Here is a 26,056-nt window from a genome sequence, read left to right on the forward strand (position 1 = left end):
TTTGCTTTGACGATACATATAGCAGAGAATACGCTACAATAATGGTGTGTTAGTTTTCAGAAGATTTCTTTAAAAGAAAGAATCTACTGTCAATGAACTTAGACGTTTCAAGAAAGCTTATGGGGAGTAGGTTTAGCACATGTTCAACGTTCGAAAAGAGGCGCTATTGAAGTTTTTGAAAGTTCTATTTCCAATAGTACTTTTAGCGATAGCTATTTATGAAATTCTACAATCGATAAGTGGGATAGATGTTCATTTACTTAAGAAAGAAGTGAATGAACTGCAGATATGGGAGCTCTTATTTATTCTTTTCATCACCTTCTGTGCCATTACACCGATGATTTTTTATGATGTTATTTTAGTGAAAATAGTAGGAATCAAAATAAACAAACGTACTTTGCTGAATCATTCGTTTATTGTCAATACCTTCTCCAATCTTATTGGCTTTGGCGGTTTAGTTGGTGTGTTTTTGCGTAATTATTTCTACTCGAAATATAAAGAGGATAAGGAAGACTTGTTAAAAAGCATCGCCTCCGTCACACTCTTTTATTTAACAGGGATTTCACTGTTAGCTTGGATGATGTATATATTCTTTTGGGACTTCCCATTGCTGAAAGAGGTGCGATGGTTAAAGATAGCGGTTATTCTTGTTAGCTTATATGTTCCAATTTTTATTGCTATGCACGTCATTCGCTATAAAAAAGCGAGTTCTATAACTCCAAAAAGCTCGCTTCAATTGATGGTAACATCAGTCATTGAATGGCTTGCGGTCTTTTTAGTGATCTGGATTTTAACTTTTATTTTGAAGATACCAATAGAATTATCTAATTTAATTCCTATATTTTTAATTGCTTCCTGTGCGGGAATTGTCAGCATGATACCTGGTGGAGTTGGCTCATTTGACCTTGTTTTTTTATGGGGGACTCAAAGTGTAGGAATCGCTGATGAGAAAGTACTTTTTCTATTAATTTTGTACCGGATTGGCTACTTTGTGCTTCCGTTTTTAGTGTCTGCTCTTTTATTTGTCAAAGAATATTGGAATCGTTGGAATCAATCGTGGGATGACTTGCCAAATGTTATTTCTCAGAAGTTTAGTCACACGTTATTAACGATATTGGTATTTCTTTCTGGCATTGTATTATTGCTATCAGCTTCGGTGCCGGGAGTGTTAAGTCGACTAAAAATAGCGCAGGAATTTTTATCTTCGCCAATCATGCATGTCTCTCATCAACTGACTGTTGCAGCTGGCTTTATTCTCTTAGGGCTATGTAGGGGGATTAAATATAAAGTAAAGAGGGCGTATCAGCTTAGCCTTATTGTGCTAAGTAGTTCCGCATTATTTTCGATTTTTAAAGGCTTCGACTATGAAGAAGCGATTTTTTTAGTGATTGTTGCAGTGTTGTTAATTGCCTCCAAAAAGCAATTTTATCGTGAAAGTTACGTTTTAACATGGGGGATCGCTTTGGTTGATCTTGCTGCAGTGACAATCATTACAGCGATGTATGTTTTGATTGGCTATGTGAACTTACCTACTTCCAAAATTCATATTCCAGCCACTCTGCAAGAATACATTCTTACAGATTACCAAGATCTATTTTATAGTGCAGTAATGGGTATCCTAATAGCAATTGTCATTTTTTGTATAGGTAATTTAATACGTGCACCTAAGAAAATGGAAAAGCTTTTGTCTAGTGAGCAAGAAGAGCATATCAAACAGCATTTGATGACTTATAAAGGGACAGAGTATTCACATTTAATTTTTTTACATGACAAATTTGTACATTGGAATAAGGAAGGGACAGTTTTATTTTCTTATCAAATATATGCTGATAAGATCGTTGTACTGGGAGATCCAGTGGGACATGAAGCTGATTTTTCATCTGCGATTCTAGAGTTTTTGGAATTGGCGGACAGGCATGGCTATACACCAGTCTTTTATGAAATTAACAATAAAATTTTCCCTTCCTTACATGAGCATGGGTATAGTTTTTTTAAATTGGGCGAGGAAGCTTTTGTAGACTTAGATAAGTTTACACTTACAGGCAAGGGGATGAAGGGACGTCGAGCGGTAAAAAATAAATTTGAACGAGAAAATTTTACTGTTGACATAGTAAGCCCTCCTTACTCCCAGGAATTAATGAATGAATTGAAAGAAGTATCAACGAAATGGTTACAGGGAAGGCCAGAAAAAGGCTTTTCTCTTGGCTTTTTTGATGAACACTATTTAAACACTTCAAACATCGCCGTTTTACGTGGTACAGAAGGGGTTATTGGCTTTGCCAGTCTCATGCCTATGTACGATAATGGCGAAAGGGTCTCGGTAGATCTCATGCGTTTTAAGCCGGGAGCACCATCAGGAACGATGGATTTCATATTCCTATCGCTCTTTGAATGGGCAAAAGAAGAAGGCTATCATGTTTTTAATATGGGGATGTCGCCATTGTCCAATGTCGGGCGTTCTAGGTACTCCTTTTTGAGTGAAAAAATTGCTGCACAAATATTTTTACATGGACAGCACTTCTATCATTTTAAAGGACTAAAAAACTTTAAATTAAAATATGCAGATTTTTGGGAGCCAAAGTATATAGGCTATCGAAAGAAATCTTCATTGCCATTTACAATGGTGCAAGTCACGCTATTAATTGGTAAAAAGAGAAAGTAGGAGCTGAAATCTCGCTGCTTATTTAGAGAAGAATGGGAATCAAAATAATAAATTTTACGGTCTTAATTCTAGTTAGGTATAGAATTAAGACTTTTTTTATTATGACTGCAATTGAATACGCAACTCAGCCTATATACAGGGCATACGTTTTAACAAATGTCATCCACACTTTTGTTGATGGGCCATTGATTTTCCATAAATGCTTTGTGATAATAAAGGAAATAATTACCTGAAATTTAAATAGCCTTTGAGGGGTGAGCAGTATGATGACAAGGGGGGAGGGATAGGATTATGAAAAATTATATTCAATACAATGCATTTCAAAATAAAGAGGTAATCATTGCGATACCTGCGCTTGGTGAACGTAAAGAAATGTACGCAGCATTAGCTAGCACCCTTCCAGAAGCCCATATTGTAGCAATCGATTTACCGGGGCATAATGGTCAACTAGACAGTGATTTTTCATTTCAGTCGTATAACAAAGCGATAAAGGAAATTATGGAGTATTTAAAAATTACTAAAGCTCATTTTCTTGGGAATTCAATAGGTGCATGGATCATTCAAAATTTTTATACAAACTATCCAGATTCGGTTAAATCATTAATATTGTTAGACGGTGGGTATTATTTTATAGGTGAATATCAACCTGATGATAATTCAGAAATACAATTACCTATCATTGATCGATTAGAAGATTTACAGGAGGCTATTAATGAAGAGGTAAGCAACATGGTGAACCTACCAACTGAAAATAAAGAATATTTGTACAATTACTTCCTTCGTAATTTCGTAGAAAAAAATAATATTTTTTACCATCACAGCAATGTAAAAGCTTTAAATGATTTGTCAAAAGCGATTGTAAAAAATAATTACTGTATAGAAAATGAAATTCCATTGACGGCGTTATTACTGTTGGCTGATGACCATCCAGATAGTTTGTTACACAAGAAGTTAAATAGATTTCAAGAAAGACAACCAAATGCACAAGTCGAGATTATTCCTAATAGCTATCATTTTTTGCCTCTTACCAATCCTGGTGAGGTAGCTGAACGGATTAGAAAGGCAATCTTCCATTCATTTAGAGATTAATAATAAAAATTTAAAATTTAAAACTTATTAGAGGAGGGAGCAGTTTGCGTATTCCGAATAAATTAACAGTAGGTGATGAGATACGTGTTATCGCACCTAGTCGTAGTGCGGCAATCATCACAGCAGAAGGCGCTGAACAAACAAAGAAAAAGCTTGAAGAGCTAGGCTTTCGTGTATCTTTTGGTCGACATATTTTTGAATGTGATCTACAACATTCTTCATCAATTGAGCATCGAGTTGCAGACATTCATGATGCCTTTAATGATACCAATGTAAAGGCTGTATTAACAGTTATTGGTGGTTTCAATTGTAATGAAATTTTACCCTATCTAAATTATGAATTGATAGCAAATAATCCGAAAATCCTTTGTGGTTTCAGTGATATCACAGCTTTAGCAACCGCTATTACAAAAAAATGCGGATTTGTTACGTATTCGGGTCCCCATTTTTCTAGCTTTCAAATGGAAGAAACGCAAGACTATCAGCTATCCTATTTCCAAAAATGTTTAATAGAAAATAAACCATATACGATTAAAGCATCCAGCGTTTGGAGTGATGATGCATGGTATTTAGATCAACATAATCGTCATTTTGAAGTAGCCAGCTGGAAGGTGTATTCTGACGGAGAAGCAAGTGGACAATTATTTGGTGGGAATTTATGTACGTTAAATCTACTTCAAGGGACAGCGTATATGCCTGATCTATCGAATAGTATTTTATTTTTAGAGGATGATAAAATAGTTAATCCAGAAATATTTGCCCGCGATTTCACCTCATTATTACAAGCTACTAGCAATATTAAAGGTATAGCGATCGGGCGTTTTCAAAGAGCTTCTAATATGACAGAGGAGCAACTGCATTTTATTTTAGATAAGCATCCAAATTTAAGAAGAATACCAGTTATTTATGATGTAGATTTCGGACATACACAGCCAATCTTTACGTTTCCTATCGGTGGTGAAATTCAAATGAATACGAAAGATTTGACGATACATGTCACTAAATTCTAATTGATAAAGAAGGGAGTTCGATAAAGATGTTAGTAAGAGAGGCAATAGGTAAAGATGCTGAACAGGTAATAGCTGTCATAAAAAATGCGGAAGAGTCTAATTTTATGTTATTCAGGCCAGGCGAACGAAAATTAGAGACTGAACAGTTTACTAAATTTATCGATAATCTGAACAATAACAACCATTCAGCTTTATTTATAGCTGAAATTGAAAAGACGGTAGTTGGTTATTTAATCGTTCAAGGTAATCATATGCCATCTAGTGTTTCACATCGAGCCTATATAGTCGTAGGTATCCATAGTGAATATAGAGGACGGAAAATTGGTACTGCATTGTTTAGTCACCTCGACGATTGGGCAAAAGAAAAGGGTATGCATCGCTTGGAACTAACAGTAATGGCGAATAACACGGCAGGCATAGCTTTATATAAAAAAATGGGGTTTGAAATTGAGGGGACTAAAAGGCATTCCTTATATGTTGATGGGGAATATATGGATGAATATTACATGTCAAAATTATTCTAACACAAAAGGAGTTTCTGTATGAATCCTATAAGCATCAGAAGCAGTATCAATATTGGTATTTTTTCGCCATCATCGCCATCATCCGTCAGTGCACTTTCTCGATATAAGCGTGGAAAAGCTTTTCTTGGACAAAGAAATATAAACTTAATTGAAGGAAGTCTAACTGGTAAATCTGATATTTATCGCTCTGGCACACCAAAAGAACGTGCCGAAGAATTAAATGAATTACTTCGAAATCCAAACGTCCACATCATAATGTCGACAATCGGTGGTACAAATTCAAATAGTATGCTGCCATATATCGACTATGAGGCGTTTCAAAGCAATCCAAAAATCGTTGTTGGTTATTCTGATGCAACGGCAATTCTACTTGCACTTTACGCAAAAACAGGAATTACAACTTTCTATGGTCCAGCTTTAGTTCCTTCTTTTGGTGAGTTTGAGCCATTAGTTAATGATACATATCAATTCTTCGAGAACTACTTCTTTAAGTCACAATCATTACCTTACGAAATTCCGATGCCTTCTTATTGGTCAGATGAACCTGTCAATTGGCTAGAAAAAACGGTGGAAAAAAAGTTATATAAGAATGAGTGGGTGACGGTTCAAGAAGGAGTTGCTGAAGGTAGGTTAATCGGTGGCAATGTAAATGCGATGTATGGATTTATTGGTACACCTTATTTTCCAAATATTAAAGACGGAGATATCTTATTAATTGAAGATTGCGCAAAAAATACAGCTATCGTTGAGAAAAATTTTGCGATGTTGAAATTGCATGGTGTATTTGAAAAAATAAGTGGCATTATTTTAGGGAAGCATGAGTGTTATGATGACTTGGGGACAGGACGTAAACCGTATGAAGTCCTGCTTGAACAGTTAGATGGCATCGATATCCCGATAATAGCAGAATTTGATATATGTCATACGCATCCGATGCATCCTATTGCAATAGGAAAACGAGTAAGACTAGATGCAACGGTCAAAAAAGTCTATTGTATTGAGGAATGGTTGTAAGCTAAATAAGCCCTGCTGAATTTTTGCAGGGCTTAATCCAATTATGATTTAACATAGTCACCATCTGTAATGGCATACATTTTCACATTTCGATGATAACCTTTAACAAACATACTTTTTCGTAAAATCCCTTCGAAAAGCATACCCGATTTTTCCATTACTTTTTGGGAACCGATATTGTCCTCAAAACATCGTGCTTGTATTCGAACCATTTTTACTTCGTTAAATCCATAGTCTATTAATTTTTTTACTGCTTCGGTCGTAATCCCTTGATTCCAATAATCTTCAGAAAGAACGTAGCCAATTTCCGCATATTTATGCTGGTCATTAACAGAAACAAAGTCGATAGTGCCGATCAATTTCTGCTCATATTCAATGCCCCATAATAGATGATTACCTTGTTTATACCCATTTAAAACTAATTCAACAAACACTTTTGTTTCGTCTAAACTCTTATGAGGATCCCATGTAACATAGCGTGCTACGTTTTCACTGGACGTATAATTAAACATTGCCTCTACATCATTTAATGAAATCGGTCTTAATGTTAATCTTGCAGTTTTTAAAACAGGTGGTGCTTGTATAAAAATATTATCGCTCACAAAACTCCCCCTCCATTTGAACGCATTTTAGTGGATTTAATTATAACAAGATATGTAAATTCTTGTTAAGCTTTTTATTAGAGATAGGGGATGGCATTTTATTAAAACGTATGTCATGTTGATATGTTGATTGGAGTGGAGGCTGGGCGACTCCTCGGGGATCAGCGTCACAGATGAGACCCTGCAGCGCAGCGAAGCGGCTCATCGGACGCCCCCAGGAAAGCGCCCAGCCGTAACGGAAATCAACCCCACGTTATGCCAAAAGAGTTATAAAAATTAAAAATAATGTAGTTTGTATAAAAGACGATAGTGTTTCTTCAAAATATAGAAAAAAGGGCCCCCTTTAAAGGAGAGCCCATTTTTACATGTATTTATTAATTTTCTTCAGTATCTTTTCGGTTTTTCTTTAACATTTTAGATAGCATTTCATACACGATTGGTACAACTAATAATGTTAATAATGTCGAAGATAGTAAACCACCAATTACGGTAATCGCTAGGTCTTTTGAAATTAGACCACTGCCACCATTACCGATCGCCATTGGAATCATCGCACCGATTGTTGCGATAGCAGTCATTAGGATTGGACGTAAACGAGTCGCGCCAGCGTCTAAAATGGCCTCGCGCATAGGAAGTCCGTCACGCTCCATATGAATAATGCGGTCTACTAATACGATGGCGTTTGTTACAACGATACCTATTAACATTAATAGTCCCATCATAACAGAAACAGAAATTGTTTGATTTGTAACGTACAAGCCGACAAATGCACCAATTACTGCGAATGGTAGTGAGAACAGAATAGCAAATGGTGCTAAACCTTCACCGAATGTTACTACTAGGATGAAGTAAACAATCGCGATCGCAGCTAACATAGCGATTCCGAGCTGTGTGAACGTTTCTTGCATGTCTGCAGCAACGCCTCCAACGCCAGTCGTTACACCTTTAGGTAAATCTAATTTATCGATTTTCTTATCAGCAGCTGAAGTTGCTTTTGAAATATCGTCACCGATAATCGTACCTGAAACTTTTGCGAAATATTCACCTTTTGAGCGAGATAATGTGTTCAATGTAGTGCCTTCTTCTACTTTTACTAACTCACCGATTGTCATTGTTGTGCCTAAAGCTGTTTGGATTTTAGTAGCTAATACATCATCAAGAGATTTGGCTGCAGCTTTTTCTTCACGTTGTACAATAACATCAATATCTTCACCGTTATGCTGAACTTTAGTTAATACTTCTGTTGATGTATTTTCATTTAAAGCCATTACAATTTGAGCAGTAGTTAAACCGTATTGTAGAACATTCTTTTGGTCTACTTTTAAAATATTCTCAACAAATGGATCTTCAGTATCAGACTTAATTTCTTCTAATCCATCAACTTCTTTTAATGCGCCCGTCACTTGTTTCACTGCTTTGCGTAGCTTATCTAGATCTTCACTATATAATGTGTAACTTACTTCATTTGAAGACCCCGACATTGATGTGAAGTTTTGAGTTTTCCATTCACCTGATTGACCGATGTTCGTTACATAGTCTTCTACTTCTTGACGTGCTGCAGGGAAGTCCTTCATATCTGGATCGAAGATGAGGTACATTAAGGCACCACCAGCACCGCCACCCATCATCATTGCCGAAGGATCAACATGTTTAGGGTCATTGATAGAAAGTTGTAAAATATCAATGTCTTTGCGTTTCATTAATTCTTTTTCTACTTTTGCAACATTTGCTTCTGTATCTTTCATTAGCTCGCCTGTACCAGGAGAATATGTTAAGTACACAACCTTTTCTTCTTGAGAGCCCATGAAGCTGAAGCCGATAAGTGGTGTTAAAGCAAGAGAACCAACAAGCAATACAATCGCTATAACTGACGTAATGATTTTATGGTTTAATGCTTTCGCTAATACACCTTTATACCAAAGAGCTAGTTTACCCACTTCTTTATGTTGACTTTCTTTTTTCTCACCGTATATTTTTTTACGGAATAGGAAGTGAGATAAAGCTGGAACTATTGTAATCGCCACTATTAATGAAGCACCTAGCGCAAATGACATTGTTAACGCAAACGGCATGAATAATTCACCAACCATACCACCTACAAACATTAGTGGGGCGAATACTGCTACAGTTACTAATGTAGAAGAAAGGATTGGTTTGAACATTTCAATTGTCGCTTCACGAATAAGAGCACGACCTGTTAGTTTTTCATCTTTTAAATGGATACGTCGATAAATATTTTCAACAACTACAATGGAGTCATCGATGACACGTCCAATCGCCACGGTTATCGCACCGAGAGTCATAATGTTTAATGTGATATTCATCCAGTTTAATAGTAGTAATGCCATGAATACTGAAACCGGGATAGAAATAATCGAAATAATTGTTGATTTGAAATCACGTAAAAATAGTAAAATAATTAATACGGCAATGGCACCACCGAAGACTGCTTTTTCAATCATTGTGAAGACTGAATCTTCAATTGGTTTACCTTGGTCAAGTGAGATATCCACTTTTAAGCCGGCTAATGATTTTTCTTCGTCTTTCATTAAATCTTTCACTGCATTTACGACTTTTACCGTATTTGCATCTTGAGCTTTAACGATTTGAATCGCAATCGCATCTTTGCCATTTGTACGTGATACAGATTGTACTTTACCTTCGACTTCAATCGTTGCAATATCGCCTAAGCGAACGAATGGTGAAGGATTTGTAGCTGAAGGTGTGACTGGGATCAATAATTCTTTTAACTGATCGATAGATTGTACTTTACCGTCTACTGATACGGCCTGTTCGCCAACAGTAAATTCATATAAACCAAGTGATAGTGACATATCACTTGCTTGAATCATTTGCTTGACAGAATCCTCTGTTAAGCCGAGAGCAGCCATTTTAGCTTGATCATATTTAAATGATATTTCATTAATGTGCTGACCATTGATAGTTGCTGAAGCAATACCATCAATTTTTTCGATTTTAGGAAGTAGAATGTCTTCGACTGTTGACGTTAATTCAACAATATCTTCCTTAGAGCTACTAACTGATAAAGCGACAACAGGCATCATATTCATGCTAATTGCCATAACTGTCGGCTTTTGAGCACCTTCAGGTAATTTTATACTTTCTAAAGCGGACTCTAATTGGCGTTTTTTCTCATCCATATCAATTCCGTAGTCGTATTCAACTTGAACTTGTGCTACGTTTGAAGAGGAATTTGAGTAAACAGCCTTTACATCTTCTAAGCTTTCTATTGACTTTTCAAATGGCATGGAAAGCTCATTCATAACCTGTTCAGGTGTTGCGCCCGGATAAACACCCATTACAATTAAATATGGTATAGAAATATCAGGTATGGATTCCATTTTCATTCTTGTACCTGAATAAATACCAGAGACAGTGATGATAATTGTTAATAACCACACTGCCAATTTGTTTTTCAATACGAAATTAACTAAACCTTTCACCTTCACACCTACCCTTTATTGACTAACTTGATTCAATTATTTATACTAATGACTATTCAGTCATTTGTCAACGAAATACATTAGGAGAGAATTAAAAGTATGTTAAAAAAGCAACTTATTATGGAGAAAGCATTGGAGCTATTCTCAGAACAAGGCTTTGAATCTACATCTGTACAGCAAATTACAGAACGATGTGGAATTTCAAAAGGTGCATTTTATTTATCTTTCAAAACAAAAGACGAGCTTCTAATTTCCATGGTAGAGTATTATCTACAACAGTTTGTTACTGATATTGACCAAGTAGTCAGAAGTTCACTTAGTAAAGATATCATTTTAGTCGAGTTTTACAAAAGTATTTTTCAAGCATTTAAAAAAAATGCTGCATCTGCCCGTGTGTTTTTTAATGAGAAAGTACTTCTTGCAAAAAACGAGTTGTTTCAGAAAATAATGGCCTATGATGCGGATGTTACTAAATCGATTATCTATATGCTTGAGCAGTTATATCAGGATGAACTCTCCGAGACAAAATATGATGTCATATATTGTATTAAAGGATTTATGAAAAGTTATTCAGAACTTTTTATTTTTTCTGATATACCACTCGATTTAGAGCTATTGGCTAAATCTCTAGCTGAAAAGACGGAAATTATTGCACGGTATACAACGATCCCGTTTATAACCGAAGAGCTCGTTCAATTAATAGCGGAACCTTGTAATGAAGAAGTTTCACAGGAATCTTTACTAGAATTAATCGAACAACATCTAGATGGCTTTGAAGAGTCTATAGAACGAGAGTCTCTGGAATTATTAAAATTTCAAGTTGAAAATCCAACCTATAGTAAACCAATTTTAAAAGGTTTAATCGAAAACATACGTTTACAGCCAGATCATAGATGGGTTGCTTATGTAATAGCTAAATATTTTAATATTTAGGTATGATAGGATTGCTCACTCTCAAAGGTGAACGATCCTATTTTTAATGAGATGAAAGAAAGTCTACAAAGAATGGAAGTGATAGCAGCAGTATGTAATAGTCTAGGTGAATAGAAGTGATTGCAGTGCTGCTAATAGCACTACAATATGAACGTGAAACCATTCAAGTATGGCAGTCATTTCTTTAGAAACGGTTTTTTACTGAATGTATTTTTGTGTTTGCGCAAAGCCGATTCCGAACGCAATTGTGCCGAGACATAATTGATAGTTGTTATTACTATATACGAAAAAAAAAGCAAAGAGGTTTCAGAAAAATGAAAATAAAAAACTACGCAGTTTTGCGTAGTTTTTTGTAATGAGGTTAAACCTCCATAATAATCGGTAAAATCATAGGTCGACGTTTTGTTTTTTCAAATAAATATGGTCCTAATACGTCAGTAATTTCATTTTTCAACTCAGTCCATTGAGGAGTTTTGCTTTGAATTGACTCGTTCAGGTGACGATTTAGCATTTTTTGTGCTTCATTAATCATCGTACCTGACTCACGCATGTAAACAAAGCCTCGTGAAATAATGTCTGGGCCGGAAACCATTTTTTGGTTTTCCATATCTACACTTACAACAACGATCACTAAACCTTCTTCAGAAAGAATGCGTCGATCACGTAAGACGATATTGCCGATATCTCCAATACCATTTCCATCAATATAAACGTCTCCTGAAGGAATACGACCTGCTACATGTGCTTCATTGGCACTTAGTGCTAGCACGTCACCATTCTCCATAACGAATGTATTTTCAAGTAGAACATCACAATCTTCTGCTAGATGAGTATGCATTTTCAACATACGGAATTCACCGTGAATCGGCATAAAGAATTTAGGCTTCATTAAGCGTAGCATTAGTTTTTGTTCTTCTTGAGAACCGTGACCAGAAGTATGGATATTATTGAGTGCACCATGAATAACTTCTGCACCTGCACGGAAAAGTAAGTTGATAATTTTGTTTACACTTACCGTATTTCCTGGCACTGGTGAAGAAGAGAAGATAACTGTGTCACCAGGCTGGATTTGGATTTGACGATGTGTACCATTTGCAATACGAGAAAGGGCCGCCATCGGTTCACCTTGAGAGCCTGTACATAATATCATTACTTCATTGGCAGGAAGACGATTAATGCTTTGGGCATCAATAAATGTATCCTTTGGTGCATTAATATAGCCTAGTTCACGACCAATTGTAATGGCATTATCCATTGAACGTCCGAAGACAGCAATTTTTCGTCCGTATTTTATAGCAGCATCTGTTGCTTGTTGTAAACGGTGAATGTTGGATGCGAAAGTTGCAAAAATGATACGACTATCAACCTTACGGAAAATTTCGTCGATACTTTTTCCGACTGTACGCTCTGACATTGTGAAATTCGGCTTTTCTGCATTTGTACTATCTGAAAGTAAGCATAGTACTCCGTCGCGTCCGATTTCAGCCATTTTTGTTAAGTTGGCTGGCTCGCCTACAGGTGTAAAGTCAAATTTAAAGTCACCTGTATGCACGATGTTACCGGGTGGTGTTTTTACAACAATCCCGTAAGCATCTGGAATACTATGTGTTGTTCTAAAGAAGCTGACAGATGTTTTTCTGAACTTAATAACATCCTCTTCTTTAATTTCGATAAGCTTTGTTGTACGTAGCAAGCCATGCTCATCTAACTTATTGCGTAATAAGCCAAGTGCAAGTTTACCGCCGTAGACAGGGACATTTACTTGACGTAATAAGTAGGGAATACCACCAATATGGTCTTCGTGTCCATGGGTAATGAATAATCCTTTAATCTTGTCGACGTTGCGTACTAAATACGTATAATCTGGAATAACATAGTCAATACCGAGTAAGTCGTCTTCTGGGAATTTAATGCCGGCATCAATTAAAATGATTTCATCTTGAAATTGAACGCCGTATGTGTTTTTGCCGATTTCGCCCAGTCCGCCGAGCGCGAAAACAGCTGCTTGGTCATTTTTAACAAACTTCATGTTTGTTAAATTTCCTCTAAGATGAAGTTCGGACTTGCTTGTTCGTAAGCTAAATAGTTACCTTCAAGCAGTTGAATGAACTCGATGTTGTAGTCTCGGTCTTTTAACTTTTCACGTACTTCGCGGTCTGAAGCAGCTTCTAGGTATAGACTTTTAGTATTTTCGCGAACTGGAATTTCATTTGCTTTTTCTTGATAATAAACTTTGTAAATCATAGTTTGCTCTCCTTTTATTGCGTACAATTTTATTGCACCTTTGACTAATACCACGCACGTACTACAAGAAAAAAACAGCAAATTTCTAGTGAAAGGAAGAAATTGGGCGTTTGAAGTTCTTGTATCTCAGTGCTACAATCCAGACGTAATTACAACAAGGTGCAATTGAATTAAGCAATGAGACAGTGGTTGCACATAGCCAAATAAATGCATTTCCTTTATATTATCATGCAGTTACTCTAAAATAAAGAAAAGCCCTTCAAATAATGAAGGGCAAATGTTAGGCAATTGATTTTTTTCCGAGTATGCCGCGAAGTTGCTTCAACAATTTACGTTTGAGTTTCTTCAGCATGGCACATCACTCCTTAGGATTATTATAATGTGAATTATTTCCTCTGTAAAGTCATCAACCTTGCAGAATAATACATAATGAAGGGGACTATAAGATGAAGAAAATATTATTTTTTGATGTAGATGGTACACTTTATAATAGTGAGAAAATATTACCTGCTTCTGCGAAAGAAGCACTTTTTGAAGCTCGTCGTAATGGCTATGAGCTAGCTATTGCGACTGGCCGTGCACCTTTTATGATTCAAACTTTACTAGAAGAGTTAGATATTAATACGTATGTGACATTTAATGGACAATATGTTGTTTATCGTGGTGAGGTTGTCTATACAAATGGTGTTGAGAAAGACGAGTTAGCCAAAATCATTGCCTTTGGTGAAGCACGAAACGAACCTGTAGTATTTTTAGATGACAAGCAAATGATTGCATCTGTTGAAAATAACGATATGGTAGCAGAAAGCTTGAATACTTTAAAATACCCGTATCCAAATTTAGACTCAACTTATTATATGCAGAACGCTGTATATCAAACACTTATTTTTATGGAAGAAAAAGATGAACATTTATATTGTGAAGCATTTCCTAACGTGCAGTTTGTGCGCTGGCATCGCTATTCTTGTGATGTTTTACCAAAGGGAGGCTCGAAGGCTGCTGGTATTGAAAAGGTCCTTGAGAAAATGGGGCTGACACTAAATGATGCCATTGCTTTTGGAGATGGTATCAATGATATAGAAATGCTACAGGCTGTTGGGACAGGCGTGGCGATGGGGAACGGACATGAGAGCGTAAAGGCAGTTGCTACCCATATTGCGGAGCATGTAGATGAGGACGGTCTTGCTAAAATCATGCGCCAATTAAATATCATCTAAAGAAATTAAAGAGAAGCAACTAGTTGGTGGTATTAACTACAGCTAGTTGCTTTTTTTAGTAAATTTTACAAGCGTGTTGATTAACCATTTTTATCCACTCAAAATAATTAGAAGACTCTGATTTTCGCTACGGGCTACTCGCTTTGTTGCTGCCGCTGCGCTTTCGCACAGATAAAACATTTGTCGCTGACGCTGCGCTTTCGCACAGATAAAACATTTGTCGCTGACGCTGCGCTTTCGCACAGATAAAACATTTGTTGCTGCCGCTTCGCTTTCGCACGGAGTAAGGCTTCCTGCGGGCGAGCGTCGAGCCGCTTCCTCCGCTAAAGGAACGAAGGCTAAATGCGTCACGTCCTGTGACAATGCCTTCGTGACCAACATCATGTTGGCCTCAGGGTCTCGTCTGTCTCGCTTTCCCGCGGGAGTCGAGTAGCCCTACGCTACAATCAGTTAAAATGGTCATACATTAGCAAAATATCAACAAAAAAATCCTTTTATCAGCCAATAATAAACCTATATTTTCCCAATCAACGCGCCTGTAAACTTTATTCAGTTTCTATGTTTGTTCTTACTATTTTTAGCTGTACACCTTTATCCGTGAAATGATTGATCGTGTCTTTAGAGAGTCCATTATCTGTGATAATCATATTTACCTCATCTACTGAACAAACTTGAATAGCGACATCTTTATCAAATTTTGAAGAGTCAGCTGCTACATATACAGTTTGGGAAATGTTTATAATTTGTTTTCGGGTGATCGCCTCTTCTAGATTGAAATCTGAAATTCCCTTTTCAATCGACACCCCACTAGCGCAAATAAAAGCTTTATTAATATTAAGGTGATCGAAGCGGAAGAGGAAATCATTAGACGTTACAGACTTTTCGGAATGACGAACTTTACCGCCGATAATGATCACTTCGATATTGGAGCCAATTAAATCAAAGGCTACAGGAAGGGAGTTTGTAATGACGGTTAATTTTTCTTTCTCTAATAAAAATGGTGTCATCTGATATGTGGTCGTGCCACTATCTAAAAAAATACACTCCCCATCTTGTACTAAAGAGGCGCAAGCTTTTGCGATCGCGATTTTTTCTGGTAGCTGTTCATGAATTCGGTTATCCATCAACCCCTCAGTAGGTTCAATATATTTAACACCACCATAAAACTTCTCTATTTTCTTATCTTGCACAAGCTGTTGAATATCACGACGGATTGTTTCCATTGAAACGTTAAACTCTTTAGTTAGCGTTACTAATTTTACTACCTTATGTTTTCGCACAAATTGCAAAATATGCTGTTGCCTTTCTATTGTATACATTTCATCACCTCTACTAAATAATAATCAAAGTAATCACAACTTTGTCAACAGTTGGTCAGGATTTACTCAATATTTACACAAATCTGTAATTCCTTTTACAAATTATCCCTATACTAAGGGTAAGAACTAAAGAGAGGTGAACGATTTGTTAGAACTAAAGAATATCTCGAAAAACTATAAAAATAAAAAAGTTTTAATGAATATAAATTTAAACATTCAACCGGGTGAAATAGTTTCGTTGCTAGGACCGAGTGGCTGTGGAAAAACAACTTTACTCAATATTATTTTAGGTCTTACTCAACAAACGGATGGACAGCTTTTTTACAATGGACAAGATATATCGAAACAATCCATGCAAGATCGAGGGTTTAATATTGTTTTTCAGGACTTTGCATTGTTTCCGCATTTAAGTGCATATGACAACATCGTGTATGGTTTGAAAAATAAAAAAGAAGGAATGTCAAAAATGGAGGTCCAGGAATATATAGACTTTTTAGAACTGACCCCACATTTACATAAAAAGATTCATGAGTTGTCAGGTGGACAAAAACAGCGTGTCTCTATAGCTAGAACACTTGTGATGCAGCCTAAAATTTTATTGTTGGATGAACCGTTAAGTGCGCTTGATGGCGTGATAAAGGAATCGATTAAGGAACGTATTCAATCTATCGCTAGCCAATTTAATTTAACGACAATCATTGTCACGCACGATCCAGAGGAGGCGCTCACTCTATCAGATAAGGTGTTAATTATTAATGAGGGAACTGTTTCGCAATTTGGAACGCCGCAAGAAATATTACATACACCAAAAAACCAATTTGTTGAAGATTTTATATTAAGACAGCTTCATATAAAACGTCATAACATTTATCAGCTATTTGGAGAATCTTATGCTTAAAACAAATAAAATGATGAAATTGATTTTTCTTCCGATTCTTTTCTTTTTTGTCTTCTTTTTAATTGTTCCGTTACTGTATATGTTTTGGCAATCTTTAAAAAAGGGGAAGGCCATCACCATTCAAAACTATGTGGAAACATTGCAAAATGTGGAGATTCGTGATGCATTTTTAAATAGTTTTCAAGTCTCTTTAACGGCAGCTTTGATCACGACAATTTTGGCTTTTTTATTGGCTTATGCTGTTCATTTTACAACGATGCATCGCTTGACGAAAAAGCTTGTCCAAGTGGGTATTACATTACCAATGCTATTACCAACCATTACATATGGTTTTGTACTAATTTATACCTTTGGCAATCAAGGGATTATTACGAAGATACTTGGTCAGCCCTTGTTTACGATATATGGATTTAACGGTTTGTTAATTGGTTATGTTCTTTATACATTACCAGTTGCCTTTATATTAATGCAAAATTCTATGCAATACATTGATAAACGCTTTCTGCTAGTTTCCATGCTGATGCATGATCGTCCATACCGAAGATTTTATCATACAGTATTTCGACCGATGCTAGGGACGATTGGCGGGGCATTCATATTATCGTTTGTTTTAAGCTTTACAGATTTCGGGATACCTGCGTCAGTTGGGGGTAACTACAAAGTTATTGCTACCGAGCTATATCAAGCAATGCTTGGCTCCATTGTACATTTCGAGAGAGGTGCAGTGATTTCGATTTTAATGTTAGTGCCTGCAGTACTTGGAGTTGTGATGTTAACGATTTTAGAACGGTTTAATTTTCAATATAAGGAAGTTTCTAAAAGTGACCTCGTTGTCCATCGTTTACGTGACTTGATGTTTGCTGCATTCTCATTTGTTTGTGTAAGCGCAGTGTTAATCATGTTTTCAACAATATTTATAGTACCTTTTACGAAAGGTTATCCATATGATTTCAGTTTTACATTTGAGCATGTAAAAAATGTACTGGCTGAACCGGGCTTGAAGCAAGTTTATATGAATTCGTTAATTGTGGCTGTTTTGACAGCTGTTTTAGGTGTAGGCGTATCATTTGTATCTGCTCTATTAAATGTACGAACACCACTTAAAGGAAAGAAAAGCATAGATTTTGCTTCAATGATTACGAATACTGTGCCAGGCATGGTACTTGGTCTTTCTTACTTGTTTTTCTTTAACGGGAGTTCCTTAAAAGGGACTTTCCTCATCATTATTGCGTGTAATGTTGTTCACTTCTTTACAACACCATATTTAATGGCGAAAAATTCATTGCAAAAAATGGATCCGACATGGGAAGTAACAGCAGAGCTATTAAAAGATTCGTGGTTAAAAACGGTTATTCGCGTTATTTTACCGAATATCAGACCTACGATTTATCAAATGTTTAGCTATTATTTTTTAAATGCCATGGTGACCGTTAGCGGGGTGATTTTCCTTGTTGGCACGAAAACAATGCTTGTATCGACACGTATAAAAGAACTTCAACATTTCGCGAAATATACAGACATTTTTGTTCTATCGATTTTTATTTTATGTACAAACCTCATTGTGAAATTAGGTTGTGACTATATAGCAACACCTAAAGAAAAAACAAAGGAGCATAAAGATGAAAAAATCAACAGTAATGATGTTAGGTACAGTTAGTTCAGCGATTGTATTGGCTGCTTGTGGAGGAGCGGAAGCGGGTTCGAAAGATCAGGTCATTATTTATTCAAATGCAGATGATGAAGCAATTGACGTCATGGAAGCGACATTAGATAACAAGGGATATAAAGGGAAATATTTAATCCAATCATTCGGAACTTCTGAACTGGGTGGGAAAATAATGGCGGAGGGGAAAGACATTGAGGCGGATGTTGTAACAACGGCTTCTTATTTTATTGAAAGTGCGCAAAAATCTAAGTCAATGTTTGCAGATTTATCTTCTGATTTAAAGCCTTTAGATGATGGTTCTACATTTGCATTACCGATTTTAGGGAATATCGGCTCGATTTTTATCAATACGGATTTATTAAAACAAAAAGATTTGCCAGTTCCAACATCTATAAAGGATTTAACAAAACCTGCCTATAAAGATTTATTGTCATTTCCAAATATTCTTGACTCGTCAACAGGTTGGTTGTTAGTGCAGGCCATTATTAATGAGTATGGAGAAAAAGAAGGTAAACAAGTATTAGCTGATTTAATCAAAAATGCTGGACCGCATATCGAAAGTTCGGGCTCTGGGCCTATTAAAAAAGTAAAAACGGGTGAAGTGGCTGTAGGGTTTGGTCTCCGTATTCAAGCTATTGATGCTAAAAAAGAAGGGCTACCGATTGATTACATCGATCCAAAAGAAGGTAACTTTACATTAACAGAATCAGTGGCTGTGGTAGATAAAGAGGGGAATGAAGCGTTAGCGCGTGAAATAGCCAAAGTAATAGCGACGGAGGCCCGCCCCGATTTATTGAAGCAATATCCAGTGGTTCTTTATGAAGGTGAGCAAGTAAATGAAGAGTACATACCTAAATATTTAAAGAAATGGGACACAACATTAACGGTAGACCTATTAGAAAAACATCAAGCTTTCTTTAAAGAGGCGCAAAAATAAGGAGATATTAATTTTATGAACAACTATAAATTATTAACGCCTGGACCTTTAACGACAACTGCAACAGTAAAACAAGAGATGTTAAAGGATCGTTGCACATGGGATGATGATTATAAAGATGTTACACAAACAATACGTAAGCAACTTTTAGAGTTAGCGCAAGTGAAGGAAACAGATTATACAACTGTTCTTATGCAGGGAAGTGGTAGTTTTGTTGTAGAATCTGTGTTAACAACTGCTATTGGAGAAGAAAATAAAGTCCTTATTATCACAAATGGTGCTTACGGTGAACGCATTGTTGAAATGGCGAAAGTGCTTAAACTACAGCATACGGTCTATAGTGTTCCTTATAATGAACAGCCATCACCACTCGAAGTGAAAGCGCTGTTGGAAAATGATTCAACAATAACGCATGTTGCTATTGTACATTGTGAGACGACAACTGGCATTTTAAATCCTATTCAAGAAATAGGAGGCGTTGTGAAAGGGTTGGATAAAACGTTTATCGTTGACGCGATGAGTAGCTTTGGTGGCGTACCAATGGATTTAGCAGCATTAGGGATTGATTATTTAATTAGCAGTGCCAATAAATGTATCCAAGGAGTACCTGGGTTTGGGTTTGTTATAGCGAAGATTGATGAATTAGAAAAGTGTAAAGGGCAAGCTAGAAGCGTTGCATTAGATTTATATAATCAATGGGAAGCGATGAAACTAGATGGGAAATGGCGTTTTACATCACCTACACATGTAGTGGCAGCTTTTGCGAAGGCATTAGAGGAGCTTGCGGAAGAAGGTGGAATACATGCTCGTTACGAACGATATGCGAATAATAACCGTATACTTCGTTCACAATTGCAAGCACTTGGGTTTAATGCCTATATTTCAGAGGGGTTACAATCACCTATTATTACAACGTTTTTATTCCCTTATGAAGGGTTCTCCTTCGAGCATTTCTATAATGCGATGAAAAAAGCAGGGTTTGTCATTTATCCGGGGAAACTAACGGATGTGGATACATTCCGAATTGGCAATATTGGAGACATTCATGAAGATGATATGAAAACATTATGTAAGGTTATCGAAAATTATATGGCGGTGATTAAATAATGAAGATTGAAGCGGTTATTTTAGATTGGGCAGGTACAACTGTTGATTTTGGTTGCTTTGCTCCTGTGAATGTTTTTCTTACAGTTTTTGAAGATGCGGGAATCGAGGTTACGCTAGAGGAAGCGCGTAAACCGATGGGCATGTTGAAAATTGATCATATTCGTACAATGCTTGAAATGCCAAGAATTCGTGAGGCATGGAACCAAAAGTATGAACGAGATTTTACGGAACAGGATGTCCACGTTTTATATATGCAGTTTGAATCGAAATTAATGGAATCATTAGCGACTTACACTGACCCAATTCAGTATGTGAAAGAAACGATACAGCAATTAAAAGAAGCGGGTATTCGTATCGGTTCCACGACGGGATATACAGACTCGATGATGGAGGTAGTGACTCCGCATGCAGCGGCTAAAGGATATGAACCAGATTTTTTAGTCACGCCTACTCAAATAGGAGATAAAGGACGCCCATACCCATATATGATTTTCAAAAATATGGAGGCATTGGGTATTAAGGCAACGAAGCAAGTGATGAAGGTTGGTGATACAACTTCAGATATTCAAGAGGCTCTAAATGCAGGAGTATGGGCTGTTGGTGTTATTATTGGAAGCTCTGAAATGGGGCTATCTGAAGAAGAGTATATGGCTTTGTCTGAAGAAGAGCAGCAATTGGCTATTGAAAAAACAGCACGAATATTTAAAGAAACAGGTGCGCATTATACGATTCGTACGATGAAAGAGCTCCCTGCGCTGTTGGAAAAAATTAATGAGCGTTTAGAACGAGCAATCGTAATGGCCTAAAGCCTCCGGCGGATATTAGACTGAACCCGAAGTTAAAGTGTCAGATAGGATTTCATAACGAGGTCGAAAAAAAGTAAACCCCGCAGTTTAAAATAACTGCAGGGGTTTGCTTTCTTTCTGTGCTCCTAATCGCGCTCATAAGGTGTAGAATCTGGAATTTCAACAAATGGATTTTTTTCATTGATGCGATCGTAAAACATAATGCCGTTAAGGTGGTCTAATTCGTGTTGGAAGGCTATAGCAGGCATTCCTTTAAGTCGCATTTTTTTCTCTTCACCGTCAATTGTTTTAAATTTAACTGTAACACGAGCGTGGCGCGGTACATAGCCTGGGACATTGCGATCTACAGAAAGACAGCCCTCACCCGTTGCAAGGTACGTGTTTTCTACTGAGTGACTAACGATTTTTGGGTTGATTGCTACAAAACTCAATTGTTCGCCATTCTCATCTGTTAAATGAAGGGCAAACATTCGATGGAGGCTATTTACTTGATTGGCAGCTAATCCAATGCCGCTACGTAGGTTATATTTATCGGCCATTTCGGGATCTTGGCTGTTTATTAAATACTGAAGCATGTCTTCTGCGAGTTGTCTTACTTCATCAGTTAAAGGGAATTTTACCTCCTCAGCTTTTGTGCGTAAAGTCGGATGACCTTCGCGAATAATATCATCCATTAAAATCATATATGAATCTTCCTTTCAACTTTGTAGTGCCTTATTTATAAGTATACATCACGTATTAAAACAATCACATGAAAAAAGAACTTATTTGAATATACTTAAAAAATTTTTCAATAGCTATTAGATTATCTGAAACTGGGCATTCTACTATTGGTAATCGTGTAGGAGAACTTAATAATTGAGTACCTATAACACGTTGTTATAATACAGTTATAATTAATTGGTGGTACAGTATGAAACAGAGTTGTTTAATCGTTATTTTAGAAAAAATCTTTGTTTGTACGCGTAATATATGATTGACCGACAGTATTTTATTCAGTATACTGAGTGCAAAGAATAAGTTGTACTAGTTGAAACGGTGATTTATTTTAATACAGCTGAAAGGGAGATGTGGCAAATGAGCAAGAAAAACAATAATATTTTTGATGCTAAACAAACGCTAACTGAAATCGAAGATAAATTTGAAATGTTTCAAATTTTGAATGAAGAAGGCGAAATTATAAATGAAGAGGCAGACCCAAAACTTTCTAATGAGGAACTAGTTGAGTTAATGACACGTATGGTTTATACACGTATTTTAGACCAACGTTCTATCTCTCTTAACCGTCAAGGTCGCTTAGGTTTCTATGCACCAACGGCTGGGCAAGAAGCTTCACAACTTGCGTCACACTTTGCATTAGAAAAAGAAGATTGGATTTTACCAGGTTACCGTGATGTACCACAAATCGTATGGCATGGTTTACCTTTAGATAAAGCGTTTTTATTCTCACGCGGTCATTTTGCGGGGAACCAAGTTCCTGAGGGCGTAAACGTATTAGCACCTCAAATCATTATCGGTGCACAATATATTCAAGCTGCAGGTGTGGCTCTTGGTATTCAAAAACGTGGTAAAAAGGCTGTGGCAGTAACTTATACAGGTGATGGTGGTTCATCACAAGGAGATTTCTATGAAGGTATTAACTTTGCGGGTGCATTTAAATCACCAGCAATCTTCATTGTACAAAATAACCAATTTGCCATTTCAACACCGCGTGAATTACAAACAGCTGCAAAAACAATTGCTCAAAAAGGTGTAGCAGCAGGCTTGCCAAGTATTTTAGTAGATGGAATGGATCCGCTAGCAGTTTACGTAGCAACACGTGATGCACGTGAGCGCGCAGTTAATGGCGAAGGTCCAACTTTAATCGAAACAATGTGCTATCGCTATGGTCCTCATACAATGGCAGGGGATGACCCAACGCGTTACCGTACATCGGATACAGATAATGAATGGTCACAAAGAGACCCTCTTGTACGCTTCCGTAAATACCTAGAGGCGAAAGGTCTGTGGGATGAGCAAAAAGAAGAGGCTGTTATTGAGCGTGCAAAAGAAGAAATTAAAGAAGCGATCAAAAAAGCCGATGCTGCTCCAAAACAAAAAGTAACAGAATTAATGGAAAATATGTATAAAGGCGAAATGCCATCTAACTTAAAAGAACAGTATGAAATCTACAAAGAGAAGGAGTCGAAATAACCTATGGCACAAATGACGATGATTCAAGCAATTACAGATGCACTTCGCACAGAATTAAAGAATGATGAAAACGTTCTTGTATTCGGAGAAGATGTAGGTGTCAACGGTGGGGTATTCCGCGCAACTGAAGGCCTGCAAAAAGAATTTGGAGTTGACCGTGTATTTGATACACCGTTAGCAGAATCAGGTATAGGTGGCTTAGCAGTAGGTCTTTCTCTACAAGGTTTCCGTCCGGTTCCTGAAATCCAGTTCTTCGGCTTCGTATATGAAGTAATGGACTCAATCAGTGGTCAATTAGCACGTATGAGCTATCGTAGCGGTGGTGTTTATAATGCACCAGTAACAATCCGTTCTCCGTTTGGTGGTGGCGTGCATACACCTGAAATGCACTCTGATAGCTTAGAAAGCTTAATGACAGCACAGCCAGGTTTAACGGTTGTTGTCCCATCAACACCATACGATGCTAAAGGTTTACTTATTTCATCTATTCGAAATGATAACCCAGTCATTTTCTTAGAGCATTTAAAATTATATCGTTCATTCCGTGAAGAGGTACCTGAGGAAGCATACGAAATTCCACTAGGTAAGGCGGATGTAAAACGTGAAGGTAAAGATTTAACAATTATTGCCTATGGTTTAATGGTTCACGAAAGCTTAAAGGCAGCTGAAGAGCTAGAAAAAGAAGGTCACTCTGTAGAAGTAATTGATTTACGTACAATCCAACCAATTGATATTGAAACAATTATTGCGTCAGTTGAAAAAACAGGTCGTGCCATCGTTGTACAAGAGGCTCAAAAACAAGCAGGTATTGCTGCAAACGTAGTGGCTGAAATTACAGAGCGCGCGATTTTAAGTTTAGAAGCACCTGTACTTCGTGTAGCTGCACCAGATACTGTGTACCCATTCCCACAAGCTGAAGGTGTTTGGTTACCGAACTATAAAGATGTAATGGAAACAGCGAAAAAAGTTTTAACATTCTAATGTAACTTCTAAACTTGAAGGACAGCAAATAGAAAGGATGGGTACACATGGCATTTGAATTTAGATTACCGGATATTGGCGAGGGTATTCACGAAGGCGAAATCGTTAAATGGTTCGTTAAAGCTGGAGATACAGTAAAAGAAGACGATATTCTTTGTGAAGTACAAAATGATAAAGCAGTAGTAGAGATTCCTTCTCCAGTTGAAGGGACAGTAGAGGAAGTTTTAGTAGGAGAAGGCACAGTAGCAGTTGTTGGTGATGTCTTAATCCGCTTTGATGCACCTGGCTATGAAGACTTAAAGCTAAAAGGTGATGACCATGCTGAAGCGAAAACAGAGGCTCAAGTTCAAGCGACAGCTGAGTATGGCAAGGAAGTAGTAAAGGCACCTGTTGAAGAGGCGCAGGCTCCAGAGAAAACTTCTGAAAAGACTGAAGCTGTTGTTGTAGCTGAAGATAATAAGCGTATCATTGCAATGCCTTCAGTACGTAAATTTGCACGAGACAATGATGTAAATATTCGTGAAGTTAAAGGTACAGGCAAAAATGGACGTATTTTAAAACTAGATATTGAGAATTTCCTAAAAGGTGGAGGCGCTGTAGAGGCTGAAGCAGCACCAGTGGCTAATGAAGAAGCTGTGCAGCAAGAAACTACTACACAAGTAGCACCAGTAGTCCTTGAAGGTGATTTCCCAGAAACACGTGAGAAAATGTCGGGCATTCGAAAAGCGATTGCAAAAGCGATGGTTCACTCGAAACAAACGGCTCCACATGTTACACTAATGGATGAAGTCGATGTAACAGCTCTAGTAGCACATCGCAAAAAATTCAAAGATATCGCTGCTGAAAAAGGTGTTAAATTAACGTATTTACCATACGTAGTTAAAGCGCTTATTTCAACTTTACGCGAATTCCCAGAATTTAACCGCTCATTAGATGATGCAACACAAGAAATTATTCAGAAGCATTATTACAATATTGGTATTGCAGCAGATACAGAAAAAGGCTTACTAGTACCGGTTATTAAGCACGCGGATCGTAAATCTGTTTTTGCAGTATCAAATGAAATTAATGAATTAGCGACTAAAGCACGTGAAGGCAAGCTTGCACCACATGAAATGAAGGGCGCTTCGATGTCGATTACGAATATCGGCTCTGCAGGAGGACAATGGTTTACTCCGGTAATTAATCATCCTGAAGTAGCGATACTAGGTATTGGTCGAATTTCAGAAAAACCTGTAATAAAAAATGGTGAAATTGTAGCCGCACCTGTGTTAGCATTATCATTGAGCTTTGATCATCGTATGATTGATGGAGCCACTGCGCAAAATGCTTTAAATCACTTAAAGCGTTTGTTAAGTGAACCAGAATTATTATTAATGGAGGCGTAACA

21 protein-coding genes are annotated in these 26,056 nt (G+C 37.0%); 15 read left to right on the forward strand and 6 right to left on the reverse strand.

Annotated features, from left to right (window positions below):
• The first annotated feature begins 139 nt into the window (after nucleotides 1-139).
• The 5 genes from mprF to ACQKN2_RS03415 all read left to right on the forward strand — a co-directional run bounded on the left by mprF (nucleotide 140) and on the right by ACQKN2_RS03415 (nucleotide 6,299).
• Complete coding sequence (gene mprF / locus ACQKN2_RS03395; RefSeq protein ID WP_427413695.1) at nucleotides 140-2,662, forward strand: bifunctional lysylphosphatidylglycerol flippase/synthetase MprF; 2,523 nt, start codon at nucleotides 140-142, stop codon at nucleotides 2,660-2,662.
• A 291-nt stretch (nucleotides 2,663-2,953) separates the two neighbouring features.
• Nucleotides 2,954-3,751, forward strand: a complete 798-nt coding sequence (locus tag ACQKN2_RS03400; RefSeq protein WP_427413696.1) for an alpha/beta fold hydrolase — start codon at nucleotides 2,954-2,956, stop codon at nucleotides 3,749-3,751.
• Nucleotides 3,752-3,795: 44 nt separating this feature from the next.
• Nucleotides 3,796-4,761 (forward strand): S66 family peptidase, encoded by a 966-nt coding sequence (locus ACQKN2_RS03405; protein WP_427413697.1) that lies wholly within the window; start codon nucleotides 3,796-3,798, stop codon nucleotides 4,759-4,761.
• Nucleotides 4,762-4,787: 26 nt separating this feature from the next.
• On the forward strand, nucleotides 4,788-5,285 hold the full coding sequence (locus ACQKN2_RS03410) for an N-acetyltransferase family protein (protein WP_427413698.1): 498 nt from the start codon (nucleotides 4,788-4,790) through the stop codon (nucleotides 5,283-5,285).
• Between the two features lie 18 nt (nucleotides 5,286-5,303).
• Nucleotides 5,304-6,299, forward strand: a complete 996-nt coding sequence (locus ACQKN2_RS03415; RefSeq protein WP_427413699.1) for a S66 family peptidase — start codon at nucleotides 5,304-5,306, stop codon at nucleotides 6,297-6,299.
• A 41-nt stretch (nucleotides 6,300-6,340) separates the two neighbouring features.
• Here the strand turns inward: ACQKN2_RS03415 and ACQKN2_RS03420 are convergent, their stop codons facing one another.
• Both ACQKN2_RS03420 and ACQKN2_RS03425 read right to left on the reverse strand, forming a co-directional pair.
• A complete protein-coding gene (locus tag ACQKN2_RS03420; RefSeq protein WP_427413700.1) occupies nucleotides 6,341-6,901 on the reverse strand; it encodes a GNAT family N-acetyltransferase in 561 nt (186 codons plus the stop codon).
• Nucleotides 6,902-7,275: 374 nt separating this feature from the next.
• Nucleotides 7,276-10,365 carry an efflux RND transporter permease subunit gene (locus ACQKN2_RS03425; protein ID WP_427413701.1) on the reverse strand — a complete coding sequence of 1,030 codons (3,090 nt, stop codon included), beginning with the start codon at nucleotides 10,363-10,365 and terminating at the stop codon, nucleotides 7,276-7,278.
• A gap of 99 nt (nucleotides 10,366-10,464) precedes the next feature.
• Here ACQKN2_RS03425 and ACQKN2_RS03430 point away from each other — a divergent pair, with 99 nt between their 5' ends.
• Nucleotides 10,465-11,298: a TetR/AcrR family transcriptional regulator gene (locus ACQKN2_RS03430; protein WP_427413702.1), complete on the forward strand. Its 834-nt coding sequence runs from the start codon at nucleotides 10,465-10,467 to the stop codon at nucleotides 11,296-11,298.
• Nucleotides 11,299-11,659: 361 nt separating this feature from the next.
• On the opposite strand, the gene rnjA is transcribed toward ACQKN2_RS03430, so the two are convergent.
• The gene (gene rnjA, locus ACQKN2_RS03435) at nucleotides 11,660-13,327 is read right to left on the reverse strand and encodes a ribonuclease J1 (RefSeq protein WP_427413703.1); all 1,668 of its coding nucleotides are present in this window, start codon (nucleotides 13,325-13,327) and stop codon (nucleotides 11,660-11,662) included.
• Nucleotides 13,328-13,332: 5 nt separating this feature from the next.
• The gene (locus tag ACQKN2_RS03440; RefSeq protein WP_427413704.1) at nucleotides 13,333-13,542 is read right to left on the reverse strand and encodes a DNA-dependent RNA polymerase subunit epsilon; all 210 of its coding nucleotides are present in this window, start codon (nucleotides 13,540-13,542) and stop codon (nucleotides 13,333-13,335) included.
• A gap of 446 nt (nucleotides 13,543-13,988) precedes the next feature.
• On the opposite strand from ACQKN2_RS03440, the gene ACQKN2_RS03445 reads away from it, so the two are divergent.
• A complete protein-coding gene (locus tag ACQKN2_RS03445) occupies nucleotides 13,989-14,759 on the forward strand; it encodes a Cof-type HAD-IIB family hydrolase (RefSeq protein ID WP_427413705.1) in 771 nt (256 codons plus the stop codon).
• 545 nt (nucleotides 14,760-15,304) lie between these two features.
• Here the strand turns inward: ACQKN2_RS03445 and ACQKN2_RS03450 are convergent.
• Entirely contained in the window at nucleotides 15,305-16,078 is a 774-nt protein-coding gene (locus ACQKN2_RS03450) for a DeoR/GlpR family DNA-binding transcription regulator (protein ID WP_427413706.1), read from the reverse strand.
• Between the two features lie 145 nt (nucleotides 16,079-16,223).
• Between ACQKN2_RS03450 and ACQKN2_RS03455 the strand changes: the two genes are divergently transcribed.
• Genes ACQKN2_RS03455 through phnX form a run of 5 tightly spaced genes read left to right on the forward strand, consistent with a single transcriptional unit; the run spans nucleotide 16,224 to nucleotide 21,492 of the window.
• Complete coding sequence (locus ACQKN2_RS03455) at nucleotides 16,224-16,976, forward strand: ABC transporter ATP-binding protein (protein ID WP_427413707.1); 753 nt, start codon at nucleotides 16,224-16,226, stop codon at nucleotides 16,974-16,976.
• Nucleotides 16,969-18,633 (forward strand): ABC transporter permease subunit, encoded by a 1,665-nt coding sequence (locus ACQKN2_RS03460; RefSeq protein WP_427413708.1) that lies wholly within the window; start codon nucleotides 16,969-16,971, stop codon nucleotides 18,631-18,633. Before ACQKN2_RS03455 ends, ACQKN2_RS03460 begins: the two co-directional genes overlap by 8 nt.
• Nucleotides 18,596-19,579 carry an extracellular solute-binding protein gene (locus ACQKN2_RS03465; protein ID WP_427413709.1) on the forward strand — a complete coding sequence of 328 codons (984 nt, stop codon included), beginning with the start codon at nucleotides 18,596-18,598 and terminating at the stop codon, nucleotides 19,577-19,579. The genes ACQKN2_RS03460 and ACQKN2_RS03465 overlap by 38 nt, the downstream gene beginning before the upstream one ends.
• A gap of 15 nt (nucleotides 19,580-19,594) precedes the next feature.
• On the forward strand, nucleotides 19,595-20,686 hold the full coding sequence (gene phnW / locus ACQKN2_RS03470) for a 2-aminoethylphosphonate--pyruvate transaminase (RefSeq protein WP_427413710.1): 1,092 nt from the start codon (nucleotides 19,595-19,597) through the stop codon (nucleotides 20,684-20,686).
• Nucleotides 20,686-21,492 carry a phosphonoacetaldehyde hydrolase gene (phnX, locus tag ACQKN2_RS03475; protein WP_427413711.1) on the forward strand — a complete coding sequence of 269 codons (807 nt, stop codon included), beginning with the start codon at nucleotides 20,686-20,688 and terminating at the stop codon, nucleotides 21,490-21,492. The genes phnW and phnX overlap by 1 nt, the downstream gene beginning before the upstream one ends.
• Nucleotides 21,493-21,617: 125 nt before the next feature.
• Here phnX and def read toward each other — a convergent pair whose 3' ends face one another.
• On the reverse strand, nucleotides 21,618-22,175 hold the full coding sequence (gene def, locus ACQKN2_RS03480) for a peptide deformylase (protein WP_427413712.1): 558 nt from the start codon (nucleotides 22,173-22,175) through the stop codon (nucleotides 21,618-21,620).
• Between the two features lie 394 nt (nucleotides 22,176-22,569).
• Between def and pdhA the strand changes: the two genes are divergently transcribed.
• From pdhA to ACQKN2_RS03495, 3 genes are read left to right on the forward strand one after another with little or no spacing between them, the layout of a single operon-like run.
• A complete protein-coding gene (pdhA, locus tag ACQKN2_RS03485) occupies nucleotides 22,570-23,685 on the forward strand; it encodes a pyruvate dehydrogenase (acetyl-transferring) E1 component subunit alpha (RefSeq protein WP_427413713.1) in 1,116 nt (371 codons plus the stop codon).
• Nucleotides 23,686-23,688: 3 nt separating this feature from the next.
• Nucleotides 23,689-24,666 (forward strand): alpha-ketoacid dehydrogenase subunit beta, encoded by a 978-nt coding sequence (locus ACQKN2_RS03490; protein WP_079559704.1) that lies wholly within the window; start codon nucleotides 23,689-23,691, stop codon nucleotides 24,664-24,666.
• A 47-nt stretch (nucleotides 24,667-24,713) separates the two neighbouring features.
• The gene (locus ACQKN2_RS03495; RefSeq protein ID WP_427413714.1) at nucleotides 24,714-26,054 is read left to right on the forward strand and encodes a dihydrolipoamide acetyltransferase family protein; all 1,341 of its coding nucleotides are present in this window, start codon (nucleotides 24,714-24,716) and stop codon (nucleotides 26,052-26,054) included.
• Nucleotides 26,055-26,056: the final 2 nt, after the last annotated feature.

The sequence above is a fragment of the Lysinibacillus sp. NPDC093688 genome, from assembly GCF_050280145.1.
GTDB classification, from domain to species: Bacteria; Bacillota; Bacilli; order Bacillales_A; family Planococcaceae; genus Lysinibacillus; species Lysinibacillus xylanilyticus_B.

Coding starts and splice junctions, on each gene's coding strand:
- mprF (WP_427413695.1), top strand. CDS start 140: ATGTTCAACGTTCGAAAAGAGGCGCTATTGAAGTTTTTGAAAGTTCTA.
- ACQKN2_RS03400 (WP_427413696.1), top strand. CDS start 2,954: ATGAAAAATTATATTCAATACAATGCATTTCAAAATAAAGAGGTAATC.
- ACQKN2_RS03410 (WP_427413698.1), top strand. CDS start 4,788: ATGTTAGTAAGAGAGGCAATAGGTAAAGATGCTGAACAGGTAATAGCT.
- ACQKN2_RS03415 (WP_427413699.1), top strand. CDS start 5,304: ATGAATCCTATAAGCATCAGAAGCAGTATCAATATTGGTATTTTTTCG.
- ACQKN2_RS03430 (WP_427413702.1), top strand. CDS start 10,465: ATGTTAAAAAAGCAACTTATTATGGAGAAAGCATTGGAGCTATTCTCA.
- rnjA (WP_427413703.1), bottom strand. CDS start 13,327: ATGAAGTTTGTTAAAAATGACCAAGCAGCTGTTTTCGCGCTCGGCGGA.
- ACQKN2_RS03440 (WP_427413704.1), bottom strand. CDS start 13,542: ATGATTTACAAAGTTTATTATCAAGAAAAAGCAAATGAAATTCCAGTT.
- ACQKN2_RS03445 (WP_427413705.1), top strand. CDS start 13,989: ATGAAGAAAATATTATTTTTTGATGTAGATGGTACACTTTATAATAGT.
- ACQKN2_RS03450 (WP_427413706.1), bottom strand. CDS start 16,078: ATGTATACAATAGAAAGGCAACAGCATATTTTGCAATTTGTGCGAAAA.
- ACQKN2_RS03460 (WP_427413708.1), top strand. CDS start 16,969: ATGCTTAAAACAAATAAAATGATGAAATTGATTTTTCTTCCGATTCTT.
- ACQKN2_RS03465 (WP_427413709.1), top strand. CDS start 18,596: ATGAAAAAATCAACAGTAATGATGTTAGGTACAGTTAGTTCAGCGATT.
- phnW (WP_427413710.1), top strand. CDS start 19,595: ATGAACAACTATAAATTATTAACGCCTGGACCTTTAACGACAACTGCA.
- phnX (WP_427413711.1), top strand. CDS start 20,686: ATGAAGATTGAAGCGGTTATTTTAGATTGGGCAGGTACAACTGTTGAT.
- def (WP_427413712.1), bottom strand. CDS start 22,175: ATGATTTTAATGGATGATATTATTCGCGAAGGTCATCCGACTTTACGC.
- pdhA (WP_427413713.1), top strand. CDS start 22,570: ATGAGCAAGAAAAACAATAATATTTTTGATGCTAAACAAACGCTAACT.
- ACQKN2_RS03490 (WP_079559704.1), top strand. CDS start 23,689: ATGGCACAAATGACGATGATTCAAGCAATTACAGATGCACTTCGCACA.
- ACQKN2_RS03495 (WP_427413714.1), top strand. CDS start 24,714: ATGGCATTTGAATTTAGATTACCGGATATTGGCGAGGGTATTCACGAA.